The 23,423-nt window shown below is 66.5% G+C and carries 22 protein-coding genes; 10 read left to right on the forward strand and 12 right to left on the reverse strand.

The window, feature by feature from the left end; all coding sequences use genetic code 11:
• Positions 1-60: 60 nt before the first annotated feature.
• From ACV095_RS00645 to rraA, 3 genes are all read right to left on the reverse strand, one after another.
• Entirely contained in the window at positions 61-1,500 is a 1,440-nt protein-coding gene (locus ACV095_RS00645; protein ID WP_144601171.1) for a sugar porter family MFS transporter, read from the reverse strand.
• A 200-nt stretch (positions 1,501-1,700) separates the two neighbouring features.
• Positions 1,701-3,365 carry an MDR family MFS transporter gene (locus ACV095_RS00650; RefSeq protein WP_478222678.1) on the reverse strand — a complete coding sequence of 555 codons (1,665 nt, stop codon included), beginning with the start codon at positions 3,363-3,365 and terminating at the stop codon, positions 1,701-1,703.
• Positions 3,366-3,436: 71 nt separating this feature from the next.
• On the reverse strand, positions 3,437-3,958 hold the full coding sequence (gene rraA, locus ACV095_RS00655; protein ID WP_478222679.1) for a ribonuclease E activity regulator RraA: 522 nt from the start codon (positions 3,956-3,958) through the stop codon (positions 3,437-3,439).
• A 143-nt stretch (positions 3,959-4,101) separates the two neighbouring features.
• Here rraA and ACV095_RS00660 point away from each other — a divergent pair, with 143 nt between their 5' ends.
• The 6 genes from ACV095_RS00660 (at position 4,102) to ACV095_RS00685 (ending at position 9,637) form a co-directional block, all read left to right on the forward strand.
• A complete protein-coding gene (locus ACV095_RS00660) occupies positions 4,102-5,385 on the forward strand; it encodes an MFS transporter (protein WP_478222680.1) in 1,284 nt (427 codons plus the stop codon).
• A gap of 137 nt (positions 5,386-5,522) precedes the next feature.
• Positions 5,523-6,131, forward strand: a complete 609-nt coding sequence (locus ACV095_RS00665; protein ID WP_134164906.1) for a TetR/AcrR family transcriptional regulator — start codon at positions 5,523-5,525, stop codon at positions 6,129-6,131.
• Between the two features lie 288 nt (positions 6,132-6,419).
• On the forward strand, positions 6,420-7,619 hold the full coding sequence (locus tag ACV095_RS00670) for an NAD(P)-dependent malic enzyme (RefSeq protein ID WP_142070184.1): 1,200 nt from the start codon (positions 6,420-6,422) through the stop codon (positions 7,617-7,619).
• 94 nt (positions 7,620-7,713) lie between these two features.
• On the forward strand, positions 7,714-8,217 hold the full coding sequence (locus tag ACV095_RS00675) for a DUF456 domain-containing protein (protein ID WP_478222681.1): 504 nt from the start codon (positions 7,714-7,716) through the stop codon (positions 8,215-8,217).
• A 40-nt stretch (positions 8,218-8,257) separates the two neighbouring features.
• Entirely contained in the window at positions 8,258-8,650 is a 393-nt protein-coding gene (locus ACV095_RS00680) for a nuclear transport factor 2 family protein (RefSeq protein WP_268002193.1), read from the forward strand.
• Between the two features lie 9 nt (positions 8,651-8,659).
• Positions 8,660-9,637: a hypothetical protein gene (locus ACV095_RS00685; protein WP_478222682.1), complete on the forward strand. Its 978-nt coding sequence runs from the start codon at positions 8,660-8,662 to the stop codon at positions 9,635-9,637.
• 13 nt (positions 9,638-9,650) lie between these two features.
• Here ACV095_RS00685 and ACV095_RS00690 read toward each other — a convergent pair whose 3' ends face one another.
• Positions 9,651-10,310, reverse strand: coding sequence for a LysE family translocator (locus tag ACV095_RS00690; RefSeq protein WP_377204917.1), 660 nt, complete (start codon positions 10,308-10,310; stop codon positions 9,651-9,653).
• A gap of 107 nt (positions 10,311-10,417) precedes the next feature.
• On the opposite strand from ACV095_RS00690, the gene ACV095_RS00695 reads away from it, so the two are divergent.
• Positions 10,418-10,873 (forward strand): Lrp/AsnC family transcriptional regulator, encoded by a 456-nt coding sequence (locus tag ACV095_RS00695; protein ID WP_081620204.1) that lies wholly within the window; start codon positions 10,418-10,420, stop codon positions 10,871-10,873.
• Between the two features lie 18 nt (positions 10,874-10,891).
• Here ACV095_RS00695 and ACV095_RS00700 read toward each other — a convergent pair whose 3' ends face one another.
• The 3 genes from ACV095_RS00700 to ACV095_RS00710 form a co-directional block, all read right to left on the reverse strand.
• A complete protein-coding gene (locus tag ACV095_RS00700; protein ID WP_377204916.1) occupies positions 10,892-11,404 on the reverse strand; it encodes a hypothetical protein in 513 nt (170 codons plus the stop codon).
• A gap of 140 nt (positions 11,405-11,544) precedes the next feature.
• Complete coding sequence (locus tag ACV095_RS00705) at positions 11,545-13,017, reverse strand: WXG100 family type VII secretion target (protein ID WP_018769719.1); 1,473 nt, start codon at positions 13,015-13,017, stop codon at positions 11,545-11,547.
• 99 nt (positions 13,018-13,116) lie between these two features.
• The gene (locus tag ACV095_RS00710; RefSeq protein WP_018769718.1) at positions 13,117-13,584 is read right to left on the reverse strand and encodes an Lrp/AsnC family transcriptional regulator; all 468 of its coding nucleotides are present in this window, start codon (positions 13,582-13,584) and stop codon (positions 13,117-13,119) included.
• A 325-nt stretch (positions 13,585-13,909) separates the two neighbouring features.
• On the opposite strand from ACV095_RS00710, the gene gluQRS reads away from it, so the two are divergent.
• Together gluQRS and ACV095_RS00720 are read left to right on the forward strand one after the other, a co-directional pair.
• On the forward strand, positions 13,910-14,809 hold the full coding sequence (gene gluQRS / locus ACV095_RS00715; protein ID WP_478222683.1) for a tRNA glutamyl-Q(34) synthetase GluQRS: 900 nt from the start codon (positions 13,910-13,912) through the stop codon (positions 14,807-14,809).
• A gap of 9 nt (positions 14,810-14,818) precedes the next feature.
• On the forward strand, positions 14,819-15,442 hold the full coding sequence (locus ACV095_RS00720; RefSeq protein WP_018769716.1) for an HD domain-containing protein: 624 nt from the start codon (positions 14,819-14,821) through the stop codon (positions 15,440-15,442).
• On the opposite strand, the gene ACV095_RS00725 is transcribed toward ACV095_RS00720, so the two are convergent.
• From ACV095_RS00725 to ACV095_RS00735, 3 genes are all read right to left on the reverse strand, one after another.
• Positions 15,409-15,957, reverse strand: a complete 549-nt coding sequence (locus tag ACV095_RS00725; protein ID WP_134164916.1) for a flavodoxin domain-containing protein — start codon at positions 15,955-15,957, stop codon at positions 15,409-15,411. The two genes, ACV095_RS00720 and ACV095_RS00725, sit on opposite strands and share 34 nt — an antisense overlap.
• A gap of 92 nt (positions 15,958-16,049) precedes the next feature.
• Positions 16,050-17,366, reverse strand: a complete 1,317-nt coding sequence (locus ACV095_RS00730) for an ATP-binding protein (RefSeq protein WP_018769714.1) — start codon at positions 17,364-17,366, stop codon at positions 16,050-16,052.
• A 123-nt stretch (positions 17,367-17,489) separates the two neighbouring features.
• A complete protein-coding gene (locus ACV095_RS00735; RefSeq protein ID WP_018769713.1) occupies positions 17,490-18,437 on the reverse strand; it encodes an L-lactate dehydrogenase in 948 nt (315 codons plus the stop codon).
• Positions 18,438-18,527: 90 nt separating this feature from the next.
• Here ACV095_RS00735 and ggt point away from each other — a divergent pair, with 90 nt between their 5' ends.
• Positions 18,528-20,381, forward strand: a complete 1,854-nt coding sequence (gene ggt / locus ACV095_RS00740) for a gamma-glutamyltransferase (protein ID WP_478222684.1) — start codon at positions 18,528-18,530, stop codon at positions 20,379-20,381.
• Positions 20,382-20,463: 82 nt separating this feature from the next.
• Here the strand turns inward: ggt and ACV095_RS00745 are convergent, their stop codons facing one another.
• Positions 20,464-21,978 (reverse strand): amino acid permease, encoded by a 1,515-nt coding sequence (locus ACV095_RS00745; protein ID WP_134164919.1) that lies wholly within the window; start codon positions 21,976-21,978, stop codon positions 20,464-20,466.
• 27 nt (positions 21,979-22,005) lie between these two features.
• Complete coding sequence (locus ACV095_RS00750; RefSeq protein WP_056391096.1) at positions 22,006-23,421, reverse strand: aspartate ammonia-lyase; 1,416 nt, start codon at positions 23,419-23,421, stop codon at positions 22,006-22,008.
• Positions 23,422-23,423 lie beyond the last annotated feature (2 nt).

Raw genomic sequence — 23,423 nt, forward strand, 5'->3', positions numbered from 1 at the left:
TTTTCCTGCGGAAGCTGATGGGGCGTTCCAGGGAAGGCCGCCAAAAGTGATGGGGCGTTGCTAGGCCTTGGCGGAGCCCTTGGGTACGAACAGCGTCTCGGCCTGCTCCAGGGACATGCCGTTGGTCTCCGGGACCTTGAACATGACGAAGAAGAAGGAAGCCGCAGCGAACAGGGCGTACATGGCATAGGTCAGCGGCAGCGAGCCCGCTGCCATGACCGGGAAGCTCAGGGTGATCACGAAGTTGGCCACCCACTGGGCCGCTGCGGCCAGGCCCAGCGCCCGGGCACGGATCCGGGACGGGAAGATCTCGCCCAGGAGGACCCACACCAGCGGTCCCCAGGACGCGCCGAAGCTGATCACGAAGACGTTGGCGGCCACCAGGGCCACGGGGCCCCACGCGCCCGGCAGGCTGATGTTCTCGCCGCTGCCTGTTGCCGAGGAGAACGCCACGGCCATGGCGCCCAGGGACACGGCCATGCCCACGGACCCGGCCAGCAGGATGGGCCGGCGGCCCACGCGGTCCACCAGGGCGATGGCCACGAGGGTTACCAGGATGTTGGTGACGGAGGTTGCCACCGAGATGGCCAGGGAGTCCTTCTCCTGGAAGCCCACGGCCTTCCACAGGGTGGTGGAGTAGTAGAAGATCACGTTGATGCCCACGAACTGCTGGAGCACCGACAGCGTGATGCCCACCCAAACCACAGCCTGCAGGCCAAAGGCCTTGCCGCGGAGGGACCCCTTTTGCCCGGCCAGCTTGTCTTCCTCAATGGCTTCCCGGATGTCCCGGATATGCCGACCGGCATCCTCGGTGGGTGCGATGGACTCAAAGACTTCCCGGGCCTGGTCCTCTTTGCCCTGGAACACCAGGAACCGCGGGGACTCGGGCAGGGTGAACGCCACCCAACCGTAAACGACGGCCGGGACGGCGGCGGCCAGGAACATCCAGCGCCATGATTCAATGCCCAGCCAGAAGGCCTGGTCCGCACCGCCGGCAGTGGTGGCCAGGAGCGCGTCAGACAGCAGCGCGGCAAAAATACCCGTAGTGATGGCCAGCTGCTGCAGCGAAGCCAGGCGGCCGCGGACCTTTCGCGGCGAAATCTCGGAGATGTAGGCGGGCGCGATGACGGAGGCCAGCCCAATGCCCAGGCCGCCCACCAGGCGCCAGAACACCAGGTCCCAGACGCCGAACGCGAAACCCGTGCCCACGGCGCTGACCAGGAACAGCAGGGCGCCCAGCTTCATGGCCGGAATGCGGCCGTAGCGGTCCGCCACCTTGCCTGCCAGGAAGGCGCCGGCCGCGCAGCCCAGCAGGGCAATGGCTACGGCGAAGCCCGTGACGGCCTCTGACAGGGCAAATTCTTCCTTCATGGCGTCCACGGCGCCGTTGACCACCGATGAGTCGAAGCCGAAGAGGAATCCGCCCACCGCCCCCGCGAGCGCCAGCCAGATCACCCGCCGCGGTATCCCGGTTGTGGTCTGCTCCTGTGCAGTGGGCATGGTTCTCCCTGGGTTTGGGGGTTTTATGGATGCGGTGCGGACGTCGTCGGCTGCGGTACCGGCAGAATGGCCGGCGCACACGCGCTAAACAGTGTGGCACGTCACCGCCCGAGGTTCCACTTGGCGCCGTTTGCCCCGTTAACGCAGGACGACGACGGCGGGCTGTGCCGCCGTCGTCGTCCCACCCGTGCGCTTGCGGGCTAGTGCGCCGGAATCTCCATGCTGTCCTTGTCCTGCGGGGATGCCTTCTGGTCGGTCAGCTTCTTCCGCGGAAGGGCGAAGCTGATGAGGAACGCCAGGCCGGTGAGCGCCGCGGCCGTCAGCATCACGGTGTCGATGGACGTGGCGAAGCCCTCGGTGATGGGCCTGGTGAGGGTGCTGTTGGCGGTATGCAGCCAGCTGGTGTCGTTCAGGGAGTCGTTGGAGGCGCCGTTCTTGAAGAATTCGTAGAGCTTGGCGTTGGCAGGGTCCGACGCGACGGCAGGGTCCTTCAGGACGGCCAGGTAGGCGGGGTCCGTGGTGGCGGCCTTCATGCCGTCGGCAATGCGGCTTGCCGCCATGCTGAAGAGCATGGAGATGAAGACGGCGGTGCCCACGGCGCCGCCCATGGAGCGGAAGAACGCTGCGGAGGAGGTTCCCACGCCCATGTCCCGCGGCGGTACCGAGGTCTGCATGGCCAGGGTGAGCGGCTGCATGCAGAAGCCCAGGCCGACGCCGAAGAAGACGGCGATGAGTCCGGGGACCCAGAGTTCGGTGTCCACTGCCAGTGAGAAGCCCATCACCAGGGCGGCGGCGGTCAGGATGCCGGTACCCATGATGGGGAAGATGCGGAAAGTGCCGGAGGCCGAGATGGTGCGGCCGGCGGTGATGGAGCCGAACAGGATGCCCACGGTGAAGGTGATCATCATCAGGCCGGCCTCGGTGGGGGTGAGGCCCTTGACCAGCTGGAGGTACATCGGGAGCATGGCGATTGCGCCGAACATGCCGATGCCGATGATGAAGTTCAGCAGCGAGGACAGTCCGAACGTGATGTTGTGGAAGAGCCGGAGCGGGATCAGGGCGTAGTCGCCGGCGCGCTTCTCCGCCAGCAGGAACCAGGCAATGCCCACCACACCCAGGCCGTAGCAGAGGAAAGAGTTCACGGAGGTCCAGCCCCACGTGCGGCCCTGCTCAGCCACCAGGAGGAGCGGAACGATGGCCACGGTGATGGCGGCGGCGCCCCAGTAGTCGATTTTCTGTTTCAGGTGCTTGGCGGGCAGGTGCAGGAACAGGAACACCACCGTCAGCGCGGCAAGGCCAATGGGAATGTTGATGAAGAAGACCCAGCGCCAGCCGTCAAAACCGAGGATGTTCGCCGACCCGGCGAATGCCCCACCCACCACCGGGCCCAGGACCGAGGAGATGCCGAACACGGACATGAAGTAGCCCTGGAACTTGGCGCGGTCCTTGAGCGAGACGATGTCGCCGATGATGGTCAGCGCCAGGGCCAGCAGGCCGCCGGCGCCAAGGCCCTGGATGCCGCGGGCAACTGCGAGTTCGGTCATCGAGCGGACCGAGCCGGCGTACAGCGAGCCCACCAGGAAGATGAGGATCGCGGTCAGGTACAGCGGGCGGCGGCCGAAGATGTCACTCAATTTGCCGTACAGCGGGGTGCTGACCGTGGAGGTGATCAGGTACGCGGTGGTGGCCCACGCCTGCAGGGAGAGCCCGTCCAGGTCATTGGCAATGGTGTAGATGGAAGTGGAGACGATGGTCTGGTCAAGGGATGCCAGGAACATGCCCAGCATCAGGCCCACCATCACGGTGACGATCTGGCGTTGCGTCAGGGTTTCTCCGGGGCCGGGCGCGGCAGTGGCTTTGGACATGGGTGCTCCAAGGGGAAGGAAAGGATATAAGCAGCGATAGTTGCTTTCAGTAACTATCTTACTCGTTGTTTTTATTCCCCGCCCTGCCGGGCTTCCTGCTGGCGCTCCACGAGGATGCCGTCCGGATCGCACCAGACGGTGGCTCCGGGACGGAAGGTCACGCCGTCGATCACCACATCCACGTCAACCTCGCCGGCCCCCGCCTTCTGGCTCTTCCTGGGGTTGCTGCCCAGGGCCTTGACGCCAAGGTCCAGGTCCGCGATCGCCAGCCGGTCACGGATGGCGCCGTTGATGACGACGCCGGCCCAGCCGTTTGCCACGGCGCTTTCGGCGATCATGTCCCCCATCAGGGCCGTGCCCAGCGATCCGCTGCCGTCCACCACCAGGACCGCCCCGTTCCCCGGTGACCCCAGCGTGGACTTCACCAGGGCGTTGTCCTGGAAGCAGCGGATGGTGCGGACCGGGCCGCTGAAGTGCGAGCGGCCGCCCAGGGACTGGAACTGCAGGGAGACGGACGCCAGCTCGTCGCCGCGCTCATCGTAGAGGTCGGCGGTATTGACCGCTGTGCCTTCGGTCGGGGTGGGTGCGCTCATCTGGTTCTCCTCGATACTCGGCAATTTGTTACCCGGCAACGTGATCCCCCGGGCGGCGTTGACCGTCGCGTGCCCGGTGGCCCGGTACCGCCCACGATAGTCTGATTCCACCGCCAGCCGGCCGCACCAGGGGGAGCACGCCAATGAGTCCGTTCAACAAGCCCGCGCCGCCGGATGATGCCGCAGGCAAAACCGCGACGGCGGCGCTCGCCGAGCCGGTGCAGAAGGTCACCGCCCGTTGGGTCACCGGCCTGGTGCTGGTGAACGTGGGCATCAACGCGGCGTTCTTCGGTCCCATCAACGTGTTCATCGGCCAGCAGGCCATCAGCATTGATGCGCCTTCCAAGGAAGCCATCCTCTCGCTGGTGACGGCCTGCGGTGCGGGGGTTTCGCTGGTGGCCAACCCCCTCTTCGGTGCCCTCTCGGACCGGACCACGTCCCGGTTCGGCCGGCGGGCCCCGTGGGTGCTGGCCGGGGCAGTCCTGGCCACGGCGGCGCTGCTGGCCATGTCCTTCTCTGCCGCGGTGGCCCTGATGGTGCTTTTCTGGTGCCTGGTGCAGCTGGGTGCAAATGCCGCGTACGCGGCCATTACCGCCGCCGTCCCGGACCGGGTTCCCGTCATCCAGCGCGGGGCCGTGGGCGGACTCGCGGCCATGGGGCAGACCCTTGGCATCCTCACTGGCGCGGTTTTCGGGGCAGTGGTCTCCGGCAACTTCATGGTGGGCTACTGGCTGTGTGCGGGCGCCCTGCTGGTGTCCGTGCTGCCGTACCTGTTCCACCGGAATGATCCCGCCCTGCCCAAGTCCGGGCTGGAGGCTTTCCGGCCCAGGGTTTTCCTCAAGGGTTTCTGGATCAGTCCCCGGCGCCACCCGGATTTCGCCTGGGCCTGGCTCACGCGCTTCCTGGTCAACGTGGGAAACCAGCTGACCATCGTCTACCTGCTCTTCTTCCTGCGTGACGTCATAGGCCATGAGGATCCTGCCGCGGGGGTTCTGGTCCTGACGGGTATCTACGCGGTGATGGTCATGGCCACCGCGGTGGTGGCCGGTCCCTGGAGTGACCGGGTGGGCAGGCGGAAACCGTTCGTCATCGCCTCCTCGGCCACAATCGCCATGGCCGGAGCCATCATGGCCTTCTTTCCCGTCTGGCCCGGCGCGCTCGCCGGCGCCGCCGTCCTGGGCGTCGGTTTCGGCGCCTACCTGGCCGTGGACTTTGCGCTGCTGACCCAGGTCCTGCCGTTCGCCGTCAGCCGCGGCAAGGACATGGGGATCATCAACGTGGCCAACTCGCTGCCGCAGGTGGTTGCCCCGGGACTGGCGCTGCTGGCCGTGGCCTACTGGGGTGGCTACCGGACGCTGTTCCTCACGGCGGCTGCCATCGGGCTGCTGGGTGCCGTTTTCGTGGTGAAAATCAAGGGCGTCGACTGACCTGCCGGCGCCCGAAACTAAGGCCGCTGACTAATTAGGGCACACGCCTGTGCCGTATAGTTGAACCGGGCTGCAGGGCGGTACGGAAGTGGGGGCGCTCCTGGCCGCAGTCCCTACGACACAACCCCGGAATGCTGATGCCCGAGACTTTTTCAGACCATCCGCCCATGGCCGCCCGGCCTTCCGCTCCACGCCAGCGCCTCCGCTACACGCGGATCCTGGACACCGCCGCAGGGTTCGCCCGCACGGGTCTTGACGCCGTGGAACTCTCCGAAGTCGCAGAAAAAGCGGACGTGCCACTGGGAACCCTCTACCGCTACTTTCCGTCCCCCACCCACCTGATGCTGGCGCTGTACCGGCAGCAGCTGGACGAGCTGCAGGCCGGTTCCCGGGGCTCGTCGCCGCGCTTCCGGGGCCGGGCACTGTCCGGCCTGCTGATGGAAATCTTCCACATGCGCGTCATGCAGCCCGCGGTGGAGCAATGCCTCAGCCGGGGCGTGTACCACCCGGACAAGGACACCACCGCACTCCTGCGCGAGATTGATGCACTCAGCGAAAAGCTCGTTGCGGGTGCCTGCGGCGACGCCGTGGGAGCCAGGGTCCTCCTCCTGACCGTCACTGGTCTGGTCCAGTCCGTCCGGAACCGCCGACTGTCCCTCTTCGAAGCCGAGGAGGACCTGAAAAAGGCGTGCGGTCGGCTGTCCCCCGGGGCCGAGGCGGGCTTCACAGTGTCCCGGTCGGCGTAACTGGTCTAGACCAAAAGGCAATTAAATACGCCATAATGCCGTGATCTGGATCACAAATCATCCTGCATAAACGTTTTGGCAGGCTAAAGCTGTGTCAAGCAGGACCCGGCAGCCCTTTCGGGCCTGCCTACCATTGGGGCACAGGAGCGGCAGGGCGGAAACATCCCCGGCGTTCCCGCGGACCCGCCACCCTTGGGTTTCCTGTCGCACTACCTTCCACGCCTGGGCCCGGGAGGGCCCGGTTCCCGATGTGCCGTGTGCCCACGGCCAGCACCAGGAGACAACGACGTGTCCATTGACGCAATCACAGCCACCGACGATTCAGCAGCCACGGCCTTGACCGAAGACGAAATCTTCACGGCCCACCAGGGCGGCAAGCTCTCCGTCACCAGCACTGTTCCGCTGTCCAACAAGCGGGACCTGTCCATCGCCTACACCCCCGGAGTGGCCGAGGTGAGCCGGGCCATCCACGCCAAGCCCGAACTGGCCCGCACCCTGACCTGGGCCGAGCGCCTGGTGGTCGTGGTCAGCGACGGCACTGCCGTCCTGGGCCTGGGCAACATCGGGGCCAGCGCCTCGCTGCCGGTCATGGAAGGCAAGTCCGCCCTCTTCAAGACCTTCGGCGACCTTGATTCCATCCCCCTGGTCCTCAACACCACGGACGTGGACGAGATCGTGGAAACCCTGGTCCGCCTGCGCCCCAGCTTCGGCGCCGTGAACCTTGAGGACATCTCCGCCCCGCGCTGCTTCGAGCTCGAGGAAAAGCTGATCGAAGCCCTTGACTGCCCGGTCATGCACGACGACCAGCACGGAACCGCCGTCGTGGCCCTGGCAGCGCTGACCAACGCCGCCAAGGTGACCGGCCGCGGCCTCGAGGGCCTGAAGGTGGTGGTGTCCGGCGCCGGCGCGGCGGGGATCGCCGTCGCCGAGATCCTGCTCGCAGCCGGGATCACCGACGTCGTCCTGCTCGACTCCCGCGGAGTCATCAACAGCGGCCGCGCCGACCTCGCTGCCAGCCCCGACAGCAAGAAGGCCGACATCGCCGGCCGCAGCAACCCCCGCGGCATCACCGGCGGACCTGCTGAAGCGCTGGCCGGTGCCGACGTCTTCATCGGCGTCTCCTCCTCGAAGCTGGACGAGGCGCACCTGGCATCGATGAACCAGGACGCCATCGTGTTCGCCCTGTCCAACCCGGATCCCGAAGTCCTGCCCGAGGTGGCCGTAAAGTACGCCGCCGTGGTGGCCACCGGCCGCAGCGACTTCCCCAACCAGATCAACAACGTCCTGGCGTTCCCCGGCATCTTCCGCGGTGCCCTCGACGCCGGCGCGCGCCGCATCACCCCGGCCATGAAGCTCGCAGCGGCGCGCGCCATCGCCGGGCTCGCCGCCGAGGACCTCTCGGCCGACTACATCGTCCCCAGCCCGCTGGATCCCCGCGTGGCACCGGCGGTCACCGCGGCCGTCGCCGCGGCGGTGGAAGCGGAGTAAATCCCCTTTCCGGCAGAAACCACGACGGCGGTGCCTCCTTCCCCGAAGGAGGCACCGCCGTCGGGCGTTAAGGGCCGGCCCTAGACTGAAGTCCATGAGCTCCGAAACCGTGGTGACCATCCTGTGCGGCCTGGCGATCCTGGTGGGGGTGGCCGGCACCATCATTCCCGTCCTGCCAGGCAGCCTCCTCATTGGCGTGAGCCTGCTGGCGTGGGCCATCTGGGGCGGCGCCGGGTCTGCGGGGTGGGTCGTGTTTGCGGTGGCCATGATCTTTGTCGCCGCGGGGATGACGGCGGGTGCCGTCCTCACCGGCAGGAAGCTCAAGCAGCATGCCATTCCCAGCCGCAGCATTGTGGTGGCCCTCGTGGCGGGCGTGGTGGGGATGTTCATCATCCCTGTGGTGGGCCTCTTCGTTGGTTTCGCGGCCGGGCTGCTGGCCAGCGAGTTCCTCCGGACTCGGAATTTTTCGACGGCGGCGAAGTCCAGCTGGGCCGCGCTGAAGGCCACCGGGCTGGGGATGCTCGCGGAGTTCGGGCTGGCCTGCCTTGCCGCCAGCACCTGGGTCATTGGTGTGTGGATCGCCGCCGCCAACGGCTGAGTCCATTGCGCCCCGGACGCTGCCCGGGTACAACCAAGGTATGACCCAGCCAGCTTCAGCCCGGGACCATGTCCACGCCTGGATGGAAAAATACCAGGCTGCCTGGACCAGCAACGGCGCCGATGACATCCGCAACCTGTTTGCCCCGGACGCACTCTACGAGACGCGTCCCCATGATCCCGAACCCTGGCGCGGCCAGGACGGGATCGTCCAGGGCTGGCTGGCGGCACGTGACGAGCCGGCCGACTGGACGTTCAGCTGGGAACTGCTGGGGTGCGACGGCGACACCGCCTTTGTCCAGGGCCTCACCACCTACTCGGGCGGCAGGCCCACGTACGACAATCTGTGGGTGATCAGGTTTGATGGATCCGGCCGTGCCCGCTCCTTTACTGAATGGTTCATGGCGGGGAAGCCGGAGATCCCTCCCGGTTAGCATGGAAAGATGAGCGCCGGGGAGACCGCACCGATCTACTGGGACAACCGCGACCTCACACCGTTCGGGCAGGCCCAGCTGCGCACCCCTGTCCACGACCTTGCCGGGGGAGTGGGCGGCCTGCTGACCGGCGTCCTCGGCGGCCGCAACCCTGCCCTGCTCTCCATCGACGGCGAGGTGCCGCGGCTCAAGCGGCTGCTGCCCAAGCCTGCCAAGGCGGTTCATGAAGCCGTCTTCACCAGCCACGAACCGGAGCGCCTGATCACCCTGGCGCGCGCCTACCCCGGGTGGGCGGGGCTCTGCTACCTCATGGGCGGGCTCCTGGCGTACAAGCACGGCGGCTACCTGCGGGCGTCGGAACTCCTGCAACGGGGGCTCGCCACCCGCAATGACGACGAAGCCAACCGTTACTCATCGACCTACCTCACCCGTATCGTCACCCGGATCGAACTGGCCGAGCGGGTGGAGATCCCCGTGCTGTTCAGCGAGGAATCGGTGTTCCTTGCCCTGTCCCATGCGCTGCGCGAGACGGGCCGCACCGAAGCGGCGCTCGACGCACTGGGCGGGCTGCCGCCATCGCTTCCCATGGCCCTGGCGCGCTGCTCGCTGGCCCTCACCCTGGGACGAAGCCGCACGGTCATTGACTGGACGGAGGGGCTGCTGAACGCGGACGATCTCTCCGCGGCCCTGCTGCTGGTCCGCGCCCGTGCCCTGCGGCGTGAAGGCCGGCTGGAGGCTGCGCACCAGGCCATCGCCGAAGTTTTGCGCCGCCGCAAGACACACCTTGTGCTCCGCAACGACGCGCTGACGGACCGGGCATTGCTCGTGCTGGAATCGGGCCGGCGGTCGCTGAATCCCCGCGACTGGGGACGCCGGCGCGGGGACCCGGAACCGCAGCGCGAACTCGAGGCGCCGCCGCGCATCCGCAAGGATGAGGAGATGCGGCGGATCTGGGAGCAGGACTGGAAGGAACTCGGCGGAGAGTAGGAACCCGGACCGGCTACTGGGGGCGGCCGGCCAGGAACGGCACCAGCTGCTCGCCGAGCAGCACGGCCCCCAGTGCCACCATGATGATGCCGCTGGCAAGCGTTACTGCCCGGGCGGCGCCGGGCCTGCTTTGCAGCAGGGAGCGCGAGAGCAGGGCCACCACCGTGTAAACCAGGCCCGCCAGTGCCACGAACGTCATGCCCAGCAGCCCGGACTGCACCGGCACGGGCAGGGAGGCCTCGGAGCTGACGAACTGCGGTATGAGGGCCACATAAAAGAGCAGGCCCTTGGGGTTGATCCCGCTGGTGCCCATCCCCTGCAGGAAGGTGCGCAGCTGTGTTCCGGCGGCCTGTGTTCCGGCGGCGCCGGGCGCGTCCGCGCTGAAGCTCGCGCCGCGCCAGGACCGGAGGGTTCCCACCCCCAGCCACAGCAGGTAGCCCGCGCCGGCCAGGGTAATCCAGCCCAGGACCCCGGGCATGCCTGCCAGCACGGCGGCCAGCCCGGCCACCAGCAGGACGGTGTGAAGGACGTATCCGCCGCAGAGCCCGGCAACCGCGGGGACGAAACTGCGCTGCCGCAGGCCCGCCGCGATGGTGTAGGCCCAGTCCACCCCCGGCGTGCAGGCCAGGGCTGCAGCAACCACCAGGAAGGCAAGGAACAACTGCGGGTTCATCGGGTTTCTCCTGTCGAAGGGCTCTCAGGAGCAACCATAGGGAGAATCCGGCCATAAGTGCTGTCCTGTTTTCGCCCGCCCCGCGGTGACAGCAGTATGTTTATTGCGTGATAGACAAGATTGACAGGAATATCTTGCGGCACCTCCAGGAGGACGGGCGCATGACCGCCACCGCGCTGGCAGCGAAGGTGGGCCTGACGGTGGCTCCCTGCCACCGGCGGCTGCGCGACCTGGAGCGGTCCGGGGTGATCCGCGGGTACAAGGCAGACATCGACCCCGCGGCGGTGGGCCTGGGGTTCGAGGCGATCGTTTTCGTCACCCTCCGCCAGGTGGACCGCCCCACCATGGAGATTTTCGAGAACCGGGTGGCGGACAATCCGAACATTGTGGAGGCACAGCGGCTGTTTGGTTCCCCGGACTATCTGCTGAAGGTCATAGCGGAGGACCTGCCGGCGTACCAGCGCTTCTACGACACCGAGCTCACATCGCTGCCCGGCGTTGAACGGCTGACGTCAACGCTGGTCATGAAGAACCTCAAGTCCAACGCGGGCCCGCCCGTCTAGGTCCCCGCGGTCCGCAAGTCAGTCGGCAGGCAGAATGTGGACGATGATCACCTGCGTGTCCTTGCTGCCGTCGTAGCGGAGATCGTAGTTCACCGTCAGTCCGGTGCCTGTTCCCGGCGTGATGGAGAAATCGCTCTTGGAAGCAGGATCCGCCTGGGTGCTGCTGATCCATTCTTCAGCCGGCTCCGCTGCTATCCCGTAGCGCTGCACGCCGTCCCTGATCAACTCAAAGTACTCGTCAGGTGAGCCGGCGGTGAGGAAGTAGGTGACCTCGCTGAAGTCCGTCCGCCGGTCCGTGGTGTTGAAACGGATCCGGTCCGTTTCGGCGGTTATTTCGCCGTTGGGCGCCAGGATGCTGAGGCTGATCTTGCCCGAACCCCGGGTATTGATCTCGGGGCCGTAACTGTCCTTGGTGACGCGGACGGCGTCCTTTTCCAGGCGTCCCGAGCTCATATCCAGGCGGGCCGTCCCGGTGGTGCGGATACTTTCCACGCCGGCGGCGTCAAGGGTGGAGAAAGCGGAGGTTTTCACGGGGCTCCCTGCAGAAGATGAAGTGGCGGTGGTCGGATCGGCCGGAGTTGGCGCTTTGCAGCCGGCCAGGACAAGGAGTGAAACGAGGGCAATGACGACGGCGGTCCGTTCGCCGGGTGCGGCGCGTCGGCGGGGCGCAATCACTGGTGGACCTCCGCGTCGAACCCGTCAAGGAACCGGTCCATGATGCCGGGAATGTTGTTGGTGGGACGGTACTGGTCCACCCGGCCGTCAAAGTCGGAGCCGATGATCTGCGCCGCCCGGTCCGGGTCCGTGGCCAGAAGATGTTGGTAAGCGGGGAGGGTGTCCTGCCGGATGAGGTTCCAGCGCTGGTCCGCGTTGGCGATGTTGCCGTCGGGGAAGCCCGTGGTGAAGTCGGTGCGGAACTGGGCGGGATTGTCCCAGCTGGTGAAGGGGATGTTCTCGGGCCCGGGGCTTTCCACGCTGAAGCTGTAGGGAAACACCTCGGGGTAGCTTTTGGCGCCCGGGATGGAGGGTTCCCCGGCGAGCGTCACCATATAGGTCACGGCTTCCCCTCCAGGGTGGCCGCGCATGTTGTCGTAGTCGTCCGCGATAATTTCGTTCTGCTCGCGGTACAGGAGGGCCGTGTTTCCTTCACGGACCTGGTCGGGATCTCCCGAATCGATCTGCGCCCACGCGTTGGCCGTGGCCTGGTCGATGGCGCCGGAGTCGCGAAGGCGGTTGATCTCATCGATGCCGCCGTTCAGATACGCCTGGTGCTGGCGCGCCTGGTCCAGGAAGATTTCCTTGTTCATGTCCAGCATGCTGGTTTCATAAAAGCGGATTTCCGCATCCGTCATCCCTGCGAGCTGTTCCAGCTGGTCCAGGACGGGAAGGGGGATGTCCGAGGCTGGATTGTCGGTGATTTGTTGAGCCAAATCCCGCAGCATGGCCATGTCCCGGAATCCGCCGGCGAAGGACGGGCCAATCATGTTGGCCATGCCTGCCCACTGCAGATCCGGGTTGGCAAGGTAGGCCTGGCCGTAAAAGTCGTAGACCTTGGTGATGGTCTCCCAGTTGTATTCCGTACCTTTTGACGTGTCCCAGTCGGCTGGATCAATGCCCATGTCCAGCATCGCCTGCCGGTTCCAGTAGGAATTGAGGAAGTCCTGGTAGCCCTTGGAGTTCTTGCTGATCAGGCCGGAGTCCGCCGCGGCGTCCATGGCGGTTTTGGCTGCCTCCGGGTTCGCCTGGGCCCACTGGCGGAACCCGTCGCTCAGCAGGTAGGCGCGCCGCTCGGCCGGGGTCATGGCATTCAGTCTGTCTGTCAGGTCCTGGGCGGTTCCGCTCCCGGATCCGCCCGACCCGGGTCCTCCCGGTCCACCAGTGCTGGCCTTCTCCTGTTCGTCCGCGTTGGCAAGGAGTGTCCTGGCGGCCGACTCCAGCCCTGCCGTTGCCGACCTCAGCAGCCTGGCGTGCGATGACGTCCACTCGCTGCGGAACCTGTCGCCGTCGCGCCCTTTCCACAGGCCGGAACCAATGCTGCTGCTGAGCTGCTGCCCCAGGACGTTGAGCCGGTTGGCGCCGGCAGCCAGGTCCTTGGCGAGTTGCCGCAGCTGCGCCACATCGCCGCCGTAAAAGTTTCCCGCCATGCTGCCCCCTGTTGGCTCCCCCGCTGTTGGCTCTTCCGTGCCAGCCTAACGGGGCATCCTCCGTGCGGCGATGGGGAGTGGTGCCCCTGTGGTCCCCGCCTACTCGGCCTGGTCCCCCAGGAGCCCGGTGGTCCGGTACGGGATGACTTCGCGGAGGAACATGCTGGTGGACGTGCGGACGATGCCCGGGCAGAGCCGGATCTCCTCCGACACCCGGTAGAGGTCGTCGGGGCTCTTGGCCACCACGCGGATCAAGAGGTCGGTATCGCCGGCCGGCGCATGGCACTCCAGGACTTCGGGAATTTCACGCAGGGCAGCGATGGCCTCGTTCAGGTGGCTCTGGTCCAGCTCTGCGCTGACCGCGGCGGCCACGCCCCGTCCCAGGGCCGCCGGAAGCACCCGGCTGCTGTTGGGGCGGAGGGCGCCGGATGCCGTCATCCGCTCCAGCCGGCTCTGGACGGTTCCGCGCGCGAGGCCCAGCCGCTGGGCAAGCACCATGATGGGGACACGCGGATCCTGGTCCAGGGCATTCAGGATGCGCCGGTCGGTGGCGTCCAGTTCCTGCAATCTGACCACTTCCTGTTGCTGCTGGCCTCAGGGATTGATCAAACTGATCAACTCAAGTAGGGCCAATTGTCCCAACTGTATGTTCTCTGCTGGAATAGTGGCAACAAGGACAAAAGCTACCGCTGGTCCGCGCAGGCTACAGTTTCCCCGGCACACCACCCGGCACCTGGACACCGCTTCCCGCAAGGAAGCCGCCGCTGATTGACGCTTGTTCACACCACGCTCATTCTGCAAACACGGCAAGAGCCCCTGAGCTACCGACGCCCGCCTCCCGGAGTCATCGGTAGCTGAGGGGCTCTTGTGTGCTTCCGTCTAGGGTTAATCCATGACCTCCGCCGGCCGCTTCGCCCCCAGCCCGTCCGGTGAGCTGCACGTGGGAAACCTGCGGACCGCAATCCTCGCCTGGCTTTTCGCCCGCTCCACCGGACGCCGCTTCCTGCTGCGGGTGGAGGACCTGGACCGCGCCCGCGCAGGAGCGGAGGCCGTGCAGCTGCGCGATCTGGCGGCAGTGGGCATCACCTGGGACGGCGATGTGGTCCGGCAAACCGACCGCGGGCCCCTCTACGCCGCGGCGATCACACGGCTTGAAGAGTCCGGCCTGACGTACGAGTGCTTCTGCACCCGCCGCGAGATCCAGGAGGCGCCGTCCGCCCCGCATGCTCCGCAGGGTGCCTATCCCGGCACATGCCGCAACCTGGACCGGGCGGAACTGGACTACAAGCGGTCCACGCGGCCGGCCGCCATCCGCCTGCGGGCGGATGTGCGGGAATACACGGTCCAGGACGTCCTCCACGGCGAGTTCACCGGGGCTGTGGACGACTTCGTGCTTCGCAGGAATGACGGGGTAACCGCCTACAACCTTGCCGTCGTGGTGGATGATGCCGCGCAGGGCATAGACCAGGTGGTCCGCGGCGATGACCTGCTCCCCTCAACGCCCCGGCAGGCTTATCTCGCCTCGCTCCTGCATATTCCCATCCCGGAATATGTGCATGTTCCCTTGGTGGTGAACCGCGACGGCGTGAGGCTGGCAAAGCGTGATGGAGCGGTCACGCTGGCGGACCTCGCCCAGGCCGGGGTGGGTGCCCACGACGTGCGGAACCTGCTGCTGGAGTCCCTGGGATTACCCGCCGGAACGCTGGGCCACGCACTGCAGGCCCTGGACCCGGCACGGTTGCCCCGCGAACCCTGGGTGTGGCCCGGGATGGACCGCCCGGCCGCTGGCTAAGCTGGGTAGATGTCAGACGAGCACATTCCGGCCCAGGCCCGGACGCCAAGGTTCACCGTGGAGACCGCCAAAGTCCTCGCAGAGGTTGCCCACAACCGGCAGAAGGACAAGCTGAAGCGGCCCTACCGGGACCATGTCCTTGCCGTCGGGGATGCCCTGGCGGACTTCGACGACGAGATCCGGATCGCGGGTTACCTCCACGACATCGCCGAGGACACACCGATGACACGGCAGGCCCTGCTGGACATGGGGGTTCCCGAGCGCTCCGTGGACATCATCGAGCGCGTCACCAACCGCCTGCACAGCGACCCCGACGATTACCAGTCCGGCATCCGTGAGATCGCCGGGGACCATGACGCCGCCCTGGTCAAGATCGCCGACAATGCGCACAACTCCCTGCCCGAACGCGTCCAGGCGCTGGCGGAGAAGTGGCCGGACAAGCCCCCGGTGACAAAGTACCGGGACGCCAGGCCGGTGCTTTACGCAGCCGTGGAGGTGGAGGAGGTCCGCAAGATTTTGGCTCGGGCCAATCCGTGGCTGCTGGAGGAATTCGACGCGCAGCTGGATGAGGCCGATGACACCGACTACGAGAACCTCCGCTACGATTCCGGCCCGGGCTCCCGCTCCAAGTAGACCAGGAACTCCTCCGCGAACCGCCGCACCCCGTCCCATTCCGTGTAGATGTAGTCGCGGCCGGTGTCCGTATCCGGGCTGCCCTGGCCGCTGACGATCTTCTTCATCATCATGCGCTTGAGGAATCCGTACTGGGTGTAGAGGAGGGCGCCGCCGAACATCGCCACCTTGTCAGGATGCCAGCCGGTGCTGTCCTCGAACTCCGCAACGTACTTTTCCGCCTCTTCCGGCTCCGCGTGCGCCGAGAGGCTGACCGAGAACAGGGCGGCCGGCAGGCGCTCCAGGCCGGACCGGTTCCGGCGGACAAAATCGGCCACGTAGCCCTCGTGCTTCCCGGCATGGATGGAAGCACCCACTATGACGCCGTCATAGCCGTCAGGCAGGCCGTGGTCTGCGTGCTTGAGGTCCAACGTGTCGGCCTGGTGCCCGTGGGCCTGCAGGACATCAGAGATGTAGTCGGCGATGCGGGCCGTTTGCCCTTCCGAAGTTCCGTACGGGATCAGGATTCTTGCCATGACCACTACTCTGGCGTCCGCCCGGAACCGGGCAAAGGGGCAAAGGTCCCTGTATGCGGTGCCCTGCAGGCGTCCTGCGGAGCAGCCGGGGACTAGACCCGTCCCAGCGCTTCGATGTCCTCCAGGAAGTCCGCCTGCACCTCCGCGCTCACGGTGGTGCGGGTATCACCAATGGCGTCGAGGTAGTCCTGGGTGGAGGGACCTTTCCTGACGGCGGCGCGGACGGAAACGTCGCCCCCGGAGGCCAGCCCGCCGTCGTCGTACACGGCTTTTTCCAGCGCCCGCTGGGAGGCGCTGCGGGCCGCGTACTCGATGTCGGCCGGGGAGAAGCCCTCGGTACGTTCCACCAGGAGTTCCACGTCCACGGCATCCACCACGGCCGCCGGGATGAAACGCTGCCACATCGCCTCCCGGGCCTGCCGGTCCGGCAGCCCGATGGGGATGACGTAGTCGAACCGCCCGTGGCGCAGGAAGGCCGAGTCGAGGGCGCGGATGAAGTTGGTGGCGCAGACCAGGAGCCTGCCGGGCTGTTCCCGGAATGCGGGAATGATCTTCAGCAGCTCGTTGGTCACCCCCTGCAGCGGTGACGGCGGATCACCGGCGCGCTGGGAGGCGATCTCCTCCACCTCGTCGATGAACACCACCGCGTGCTCCAGTTCCGCGATTTCCAGGAAGGTCTCGCGCAGCGCGCCGGCCAGGCCCTGAGGGTCGCCGGCCAGGCGGGACGGGAAGACCTCCACGAACGGCCACTCCAGCCGGGAGGCGATGGCCTTGGCAAAGGTGGTCTTGCCGGTGCCGGGAGGCCCGAAAAGGACGACGGCGCGCGGCGGCACCACGCCGAATTCATCGGCCAGGTCCGCCTCGGCGAGCGGCAGCACCAGGCGCCGTTCCAGCAGTTCCTTTTCCCTGCGCATGCCGGCAACGTTTTCCCAAAGGTCGCGGGCCAGGACGCGGCCGCCCAGCTGGCCCAGGGCGCCGAGCTCCTGGCGCTGGACGGGAATGGTCCGCTCGAAGTAGCGCAGGTTCTTCTTGAGTGCGAAGCCGCGGCCCAGGAAGGCCTCCACGCGGGTTTCGGACTCAGGCATCAGGGCGGAGAGCTTGTTCAGGCCGTGCGGGGCCATCCGGTTTTCGACGGCGGCGAGCAGCGAGGTGCCGATGCCCCTGCCGCGGTACTCGGGAAGGGTGGCCAGGAACACGATCCAGCCCTGGTCGTGCGCCGCCCGTCCCACGGCGGCGCCCACCACCTGCTCGCCCTGCACCGCAACCACCGCATGGTCTTTTTCGCACGATGCCAGGACCTCGGACAGGGCGTATACGGGTTCGACGTTGTGGGCCTTGAGCGTCTCCCACAGGTGCAGGATGCCGTCCAGGTCCGCCGAGTGGAAATCCCTGATCCGCCAGTTGGTCATGCGTTACTCCTGTTGGTTCGTCATTGAGCCAGTCGTGGTCGAGCCAGCGTGGACATCTCAGGTGAGCATATGTGAAGCAGGCACCGGGCGGGGTTGCGGTGGCGTTGCATGACGTGCCGCGGCTCAAACCCCCAGCATGTCCATCGTGTTCCGCAGCGTGTCCGCGGAATGGTGCAGGGCGGCCAGCTCGACGTCGTCCATGGGCGTTTCCAGGACACGGTGCACCCCGCCCCTTCCCACCACGCTGGGGAGGGACAGCGCCACGCCGGAAATCCCGTACAGCCCCGACAGCACAGTGGAAACCGGAAGGACAGCGTTGTCGTCCCGGAGCAGCGCCTCCACAATGCGGGCACCGGACAGGCCGATGGCGTAGTTCGTGGCCCCTTTTCCGGCGATGACCTTGTAGGCGGCCTGCACCACTTCACGGGCGGTGCCGGCGAGGTATTCGGGCGTGAAGATCCGCTCCCCGCCCACCGTCCAGTCCCTGATGGGGACCGGACCGATCGTGGCGCCGGACCACAACGGGAATTCCGTGTCCCCGTGCTCTCCCACCATGCTGGCGTGGACGCTGGTAACGGAAACCCCGGCCTCCAGGGCCAGGAGCCACCGCAGCCGGGACGTATCCAGCACCGTGCCGGAGGAGAAAATCCGTTCCGGTGGCAGCCCGGAGATGCGCTGGGCAGCCACCGTCAGGACGTCGCAGGGGTTGGTCACCAGGACATAGACAGCATCCGGCGCACGTTCCAGCAGAGGCGGCATCAGCTGCTCGAGGATCCGGACGTTGGTCCCCGCCAGGTCAAGGCGGCTCTGGCCTGGGTTCTGCTTGGCACCGGCCGTGATGACCACGACGTCGGCGCCTTCCGTGACGGCGATATCCCCGCCGCCGGTGACGGTGGCCGACGCCGCGGCGAACTGGCTGCCGTGGGCAAGATCCAGTGCTTCCGCCTCCGCCTTGGGCGTGTTGACGTCGTACAAGGCGATACTGCTGGCGGAGCCGCGGATCAGCGCGGCGTACGCCAGCGACGTCCCGACGCTCCCGGCGCCCACCACTGCGAGCTTGGATCCTGCCATGGTGCACTCTGCCTTTCCGGAGCCGTTGAGTGTGTCCTACCCGAAGAGTAGCGTGGCCCACATCACTCAAATCCCCAATTAGGAGCCACCATGCCACATTATGGAGGCCGGCTCGCAGCTGTTACTGCAGCGCTGGCTATGAGCGTTACCACCGGGGCCATCAGTCCTGCTTTTGCCACCAACCAACACGGCGCCGATGAACGGCACACGGACAAGAATCCCACCGCCACCGGTTACGGCGGTGCCGTCAGCACCGTGGACCCGGAAGCTTCAGCGGCGGCCATTGACGTCCTCCGTCACGGAGGCAACGCTGTGGACGCCGCCGTGGCTGCTGCGGCCACCCTTGGCGTCACCGAACCCTACAGCGCCGGCATTGGCGGCGGCGGTTATTTCGTTTACTACGACGCGAAGTCCGGAAAGGTCAGCACCATTGACGGCCGCGAGACGGCTCCGGCGGGGATTACCCATGATGCGTTCATCGATCCGGCCACCGGCAAGCCCTACCCGTTCACTCCCGAGCTTGTCACCAGTGGCGTCTCGGTGGGTGTTCCGGGGACGCCTGCCACCTGGGAGCGCGCGCTGGAGCGCTGGGGAAAGTTCAGCCTGAAGAAGGCGCTGGAACCCGCCATCGAGGTGGCGGACCGCGGGTTCGTGGTGGACGAGACGTTCCGGAGCCAGACGGCGGACAACCAGAAACGGTTTGAAGCCTTCACCTCAACCAAGGACCTGTACCTGCATGACGGGAAGCTCCCGGAGGTGGACTCGGTCTTCAAGAACCCTGACCTCGCAGACACCTACCGGCTGCTGGCAGACAAGGGCATGGACGCGTTCTACGACGGAGCGTTGGCCAAGGAGATCGCCAAGACCGTACAGAACCCGCCCAAGTCTCCGGACACCAAGCTTCCTGTGCCCAAAGGCTCCATGACCGAGGAGGACCTGGAGCACTACAAGGCCCTGGACCAGGACCCCACCCACGTGAACTACCGTGGCTATGACGTCTACGGCATGGCACCCTCCAGCAGTGGCGGCACCACCGTGGGTGAGTCGCTGAACATCCTGGACGTGTTCAACCTCCCGTCCCTCAAGGCTGACCAGCCCGCTGTGCTGCACCACTACCTGGAGGCCAGCGCCCTGGCTTTCGCGGACCGTGCCAAGTACGTGGGGGACCCCGCGTTCGTGAAGGTGCCCACCAAGGCGCTGACCGATCCCATCTTCGGCAAGGAGCGTGCCTGCGAGCTTGATCCCATGCACGCGGCTATTAAGCCCTTGAAGACCGCAGGCGATGTCACCTCCTACGACGGCACCTGCCCGGTCAAACCGGCTGCGCTCGCGGATGAGAAGGACACGGAAAACATCTCCACCACCAACATGACCGTCTCGGACAAGTGGGGCAACGTCGTCGAGTACACGCTGACCATCGAACAGACCGGCGGCTCCGGCATGGTGGTTCCCGGCCGCGGGTTCCTGCTCAACAACGAGCTGACCGACTTCTCCACGGTCTATGACCCTGCCGACCCCAACCGGATCGAGCCGGGCAAGCGGCCGCGGTCGTCCATGTCGCCCACCATCCTGCTGGAGGACGGCAAGCCGTTCCTGGCCCTGGGCTCCCCGGGCGGCTCCACCATCATCACCACGGTGCTGCAGACGCTGGTCAACCGCATCGACCTGGGCATGAGCATCCCGGACGCCATCGCCGCTCCCCGTGCTTCACAGCGGAACACCAAGGCCGTCACTGCTGAGCCGGCGTTCATCGACAAGTACGGCGCAGCACTGACGTCGCGCTTCGCGCACACCCTGACCCCATCGGGCGACTCGTTCTCCTCCGCCTCGGAGATCGGGGCGGCCACCGCCATCGAATTCCTGGGGGACGGCCGGACACTAGCGGCAGCCGAGCCGGTCAGGCGCGGCGGCGGATCGGCCATGGTGGTCAAACCGTCAAAGTAGAAGAGCCACTGCCTTAAACGCCCGACGGCGGCACCCGGCTCCTGGATTTCCAGGACCTGGGTGCCGCCGTCGTTCAGGGCAGCTACTTTTTGAAGGTCTCCGCCGGGGCATTGGCAACCACCGGCGACATGCCGGTGTAGCCGTCGCGGGTTTCGGCGATTTGGCGGATGCGGGTGCGGCAGGCGTACCAGCCGGCGACCATGAGGATGGAGGCGATGGCGGTGACGAGCATGGTCAGGGGTGAGTCGATGAAGACCATGATGAGGACGCCGATGAGGAAGAGCAGGGAGAGGTAGCCGGTGTAGGGGGCGCCGAACATGCGGAAGGAGGGGCGGGTGACCCAGCCTTTGTCGGCCCAGCGTTTAAGTTGGATTTGGCACAGGACGATGGTGGCCCAGGTCATGATGATGCCCACGGAGGCGATGTTCAGGACGATTTCGAAGGCTTCGGCGGGGACGAGGTAGTTCAGGGGGACGCCGAGGAGGGAGACGGTGGCGGTGATGGCGATGCCGCCGTAGGGGACGCCTGCTTTGTTCATGCGGGAGGCGAAGCGGGGGGCGGAGCCGTTGACGGACATGGAGCGCAGGATCCGGCCGGTGGAGTAGAGTCCGGCGTTCAGGGAGGACAGGGCGGCGGTGAGGACGACGAGGTTCATGATGACGTCTACGCCCTGGACGCCGATGGAGCCGAAGAAGGTCACGAAGGGGCTGACGCCTTTTTGGTAGGAGGTGAAGGGCAGCAGCAGGGCCAGGAGGATCACGGAGCCGACGTAGAACACGGCGATGCGGAAGACCACGGAGTTGATGGCCTTGGGCATGATTTTTTCGGGGTTTTCGGTTTCGCCGGCGGCGGTGCCGACGAGTTCGATGGAGGCGTAGGCGAACAGGACGCCCTGCATGAGGATGATCATGGGCAGCAGGCCGTTGGGGAAGATCCCGCCGTTGTCGGACAGGAGGCTGATGCCGACCTGTTGGCCGTCCACGGGGGTGCCGAAGATGACGAAGTAGGTGCCGATGATGAGGAACGCGACCAGGGCGGCGACCTTGATCAGGGCGAACCAGAATTCCATTTCGCCGAAGACCTTGACCGAGACCAGGTTCAGGGCCAGGACGACGATGAGGGCGGTCAGTGCCCAGGCCCACTGGGGGACGTCGGCCATCCAGGGGATGTAGTTGCCGAAGAAGTGCATGTAGAGGGCGGCGGCGGTGATGTCCACGATGGTGGTGGTGGCCCAGTTGATCCAGTAGAACCAGCCGGAGACGAACGCGGCTTTTTCGCCGAAGAATTCGCGGGCGTAGGAGACGAACGAGCCCGAGGAGGGCCGGTGCAGGACCAGTTCGCCCAGGGCGCGCAGGATCAGGAACGCGAAGAATCCGCAGACCGCGTAGGCGATGACCAGGGACGGGCCCGCGGCGTTGAGCCGGCCGCCGGCGCCCAGGAACAGGCCGGTGCCGATCGCGCCGCCGATCGCGATCATCTGGATCTGCCGGGGCTTGAGGTTCTTGTGGTAACCCTTGTCCTCCGCGTGCAGGGAGGTCTCGGACGCATGCGCGTGACCACCATCAATCAGGTGGTCGGGAAGGGGAGTATTTGTCATTGGTGTGTCCTTCGGAGCAGGTGGGGACTACTTGCTGAGGTTTGCCAGGCGTTCGGGGCTCAGGAGTTCCTGGAGCTGGGCGTCGGTGAGGAGCCCGTGTTCCAGGACCAGTTCAGCCACGCCCTTGCCGGTGGCAAGCGCCTCCTGCGCGATGGCGGTGGCGGTGGCGTAGCCGAGGTGGGGATTCAATGCGGTGACCAGGCCGATTGACTGCTCCACGGTGCGGCGCAGGTGCTCGGTGTTGGCGGTGATGCCACGGATGCAGCGGGCCGTAAGGGTGCGGCATGCTGCTTCCAGGTGGGAGATGCTCTTGTGGAGGCTGTGGACGATGATCGGTTCGAAGGCGTTGAGCTGCAGCTGCCCGGCCTCGGCGGCCATGGTGATGGTGACATCGTTGCCGATCACCTCGTAGGCCACCTGGGAGACCACTTCCGGGATGACCGGGTTGATCTTGCCGGGCATGATGGACGATCCGGACTGGACGGCCGGCAGGTTGATCTCGCCGAAGCCGGCGCGGGGGCCTGAGGAGAGCAGGCGGAGGTCGTTGCAGATCTTGGACAGCTTGACCGCCACACGCTTCAGCACGCCGGACAGGTGCACAAAAGCGCCCACGTCCTGGGTGGCTTCAATGAGGTCGACGGCGGTCACCAGCGGCAGTCCGGTGACCTCCGCAAGGTGCCGGCAGGCCGTTGCGGCGTAACCGGCCGGGGCATTCAGGCCGGTGCCGATGGCGGTGGCCCCGAGGTTGATCTCGTGGATCAGCAGCTCTGCCTCCGCCAGGCGCAGCCGGTCCTCGCCGATGGTGACGGCGTAGCTGCCGAACTCCTGGCCCAGGGTCATGGGGACGGCGTCCTGCAGCTGGGTGCGGCCCATCTTGACCACGGTGCGGAATTCCATGGCCTTGGCAGCGCAGGCATCCTCGAGTTCTTCGAGAGCAGCCAGCAGCTCCCTCGCGGCGAAGATGGTGCCCAGCTTCACGGCCGTGGGGTACACGTCATTGGTGGACTGGCTGAGGTTGACGTGGTCGTTCGGGTGCAGCCGCGCGTAGTCACCCTTGGGGTGGCCAAGGATTTCCAGCGCCCGGTTGGCGATGACCTCATTGGCGTTCATGTTCGACGACGTCCCGGCACCGCCCTGCACCACGTCCACCACGAACTGGTCGGCAAGCCGTCCGGCCAGGACGTCCTGGCATGCCTGTTCGATGGCGTCGGCGCGTTCGGCGTCCAGCAGGCCAAGCTCGCGGTTGGTGCGGGCGGCGGCCAGTTTCACGGCGGCAAGCCCGCGGACCAGGTGCATGTTGGAGGACAGCTTCTGGCCGGTGATCGGGAAGTTCTCTACCGCGCGGAGCGTGTGCACGCCCCAGTAGGCGTGGGCCGGTACGTCGCGGTCGCCGAGCAGGTCGTGCTCGGACCGGACGTCTGCGGTGGTTTGGGTGATGGTCATGG

The organism is Arthrobacter sp. JDC6 (assembly GCF_056484025.1).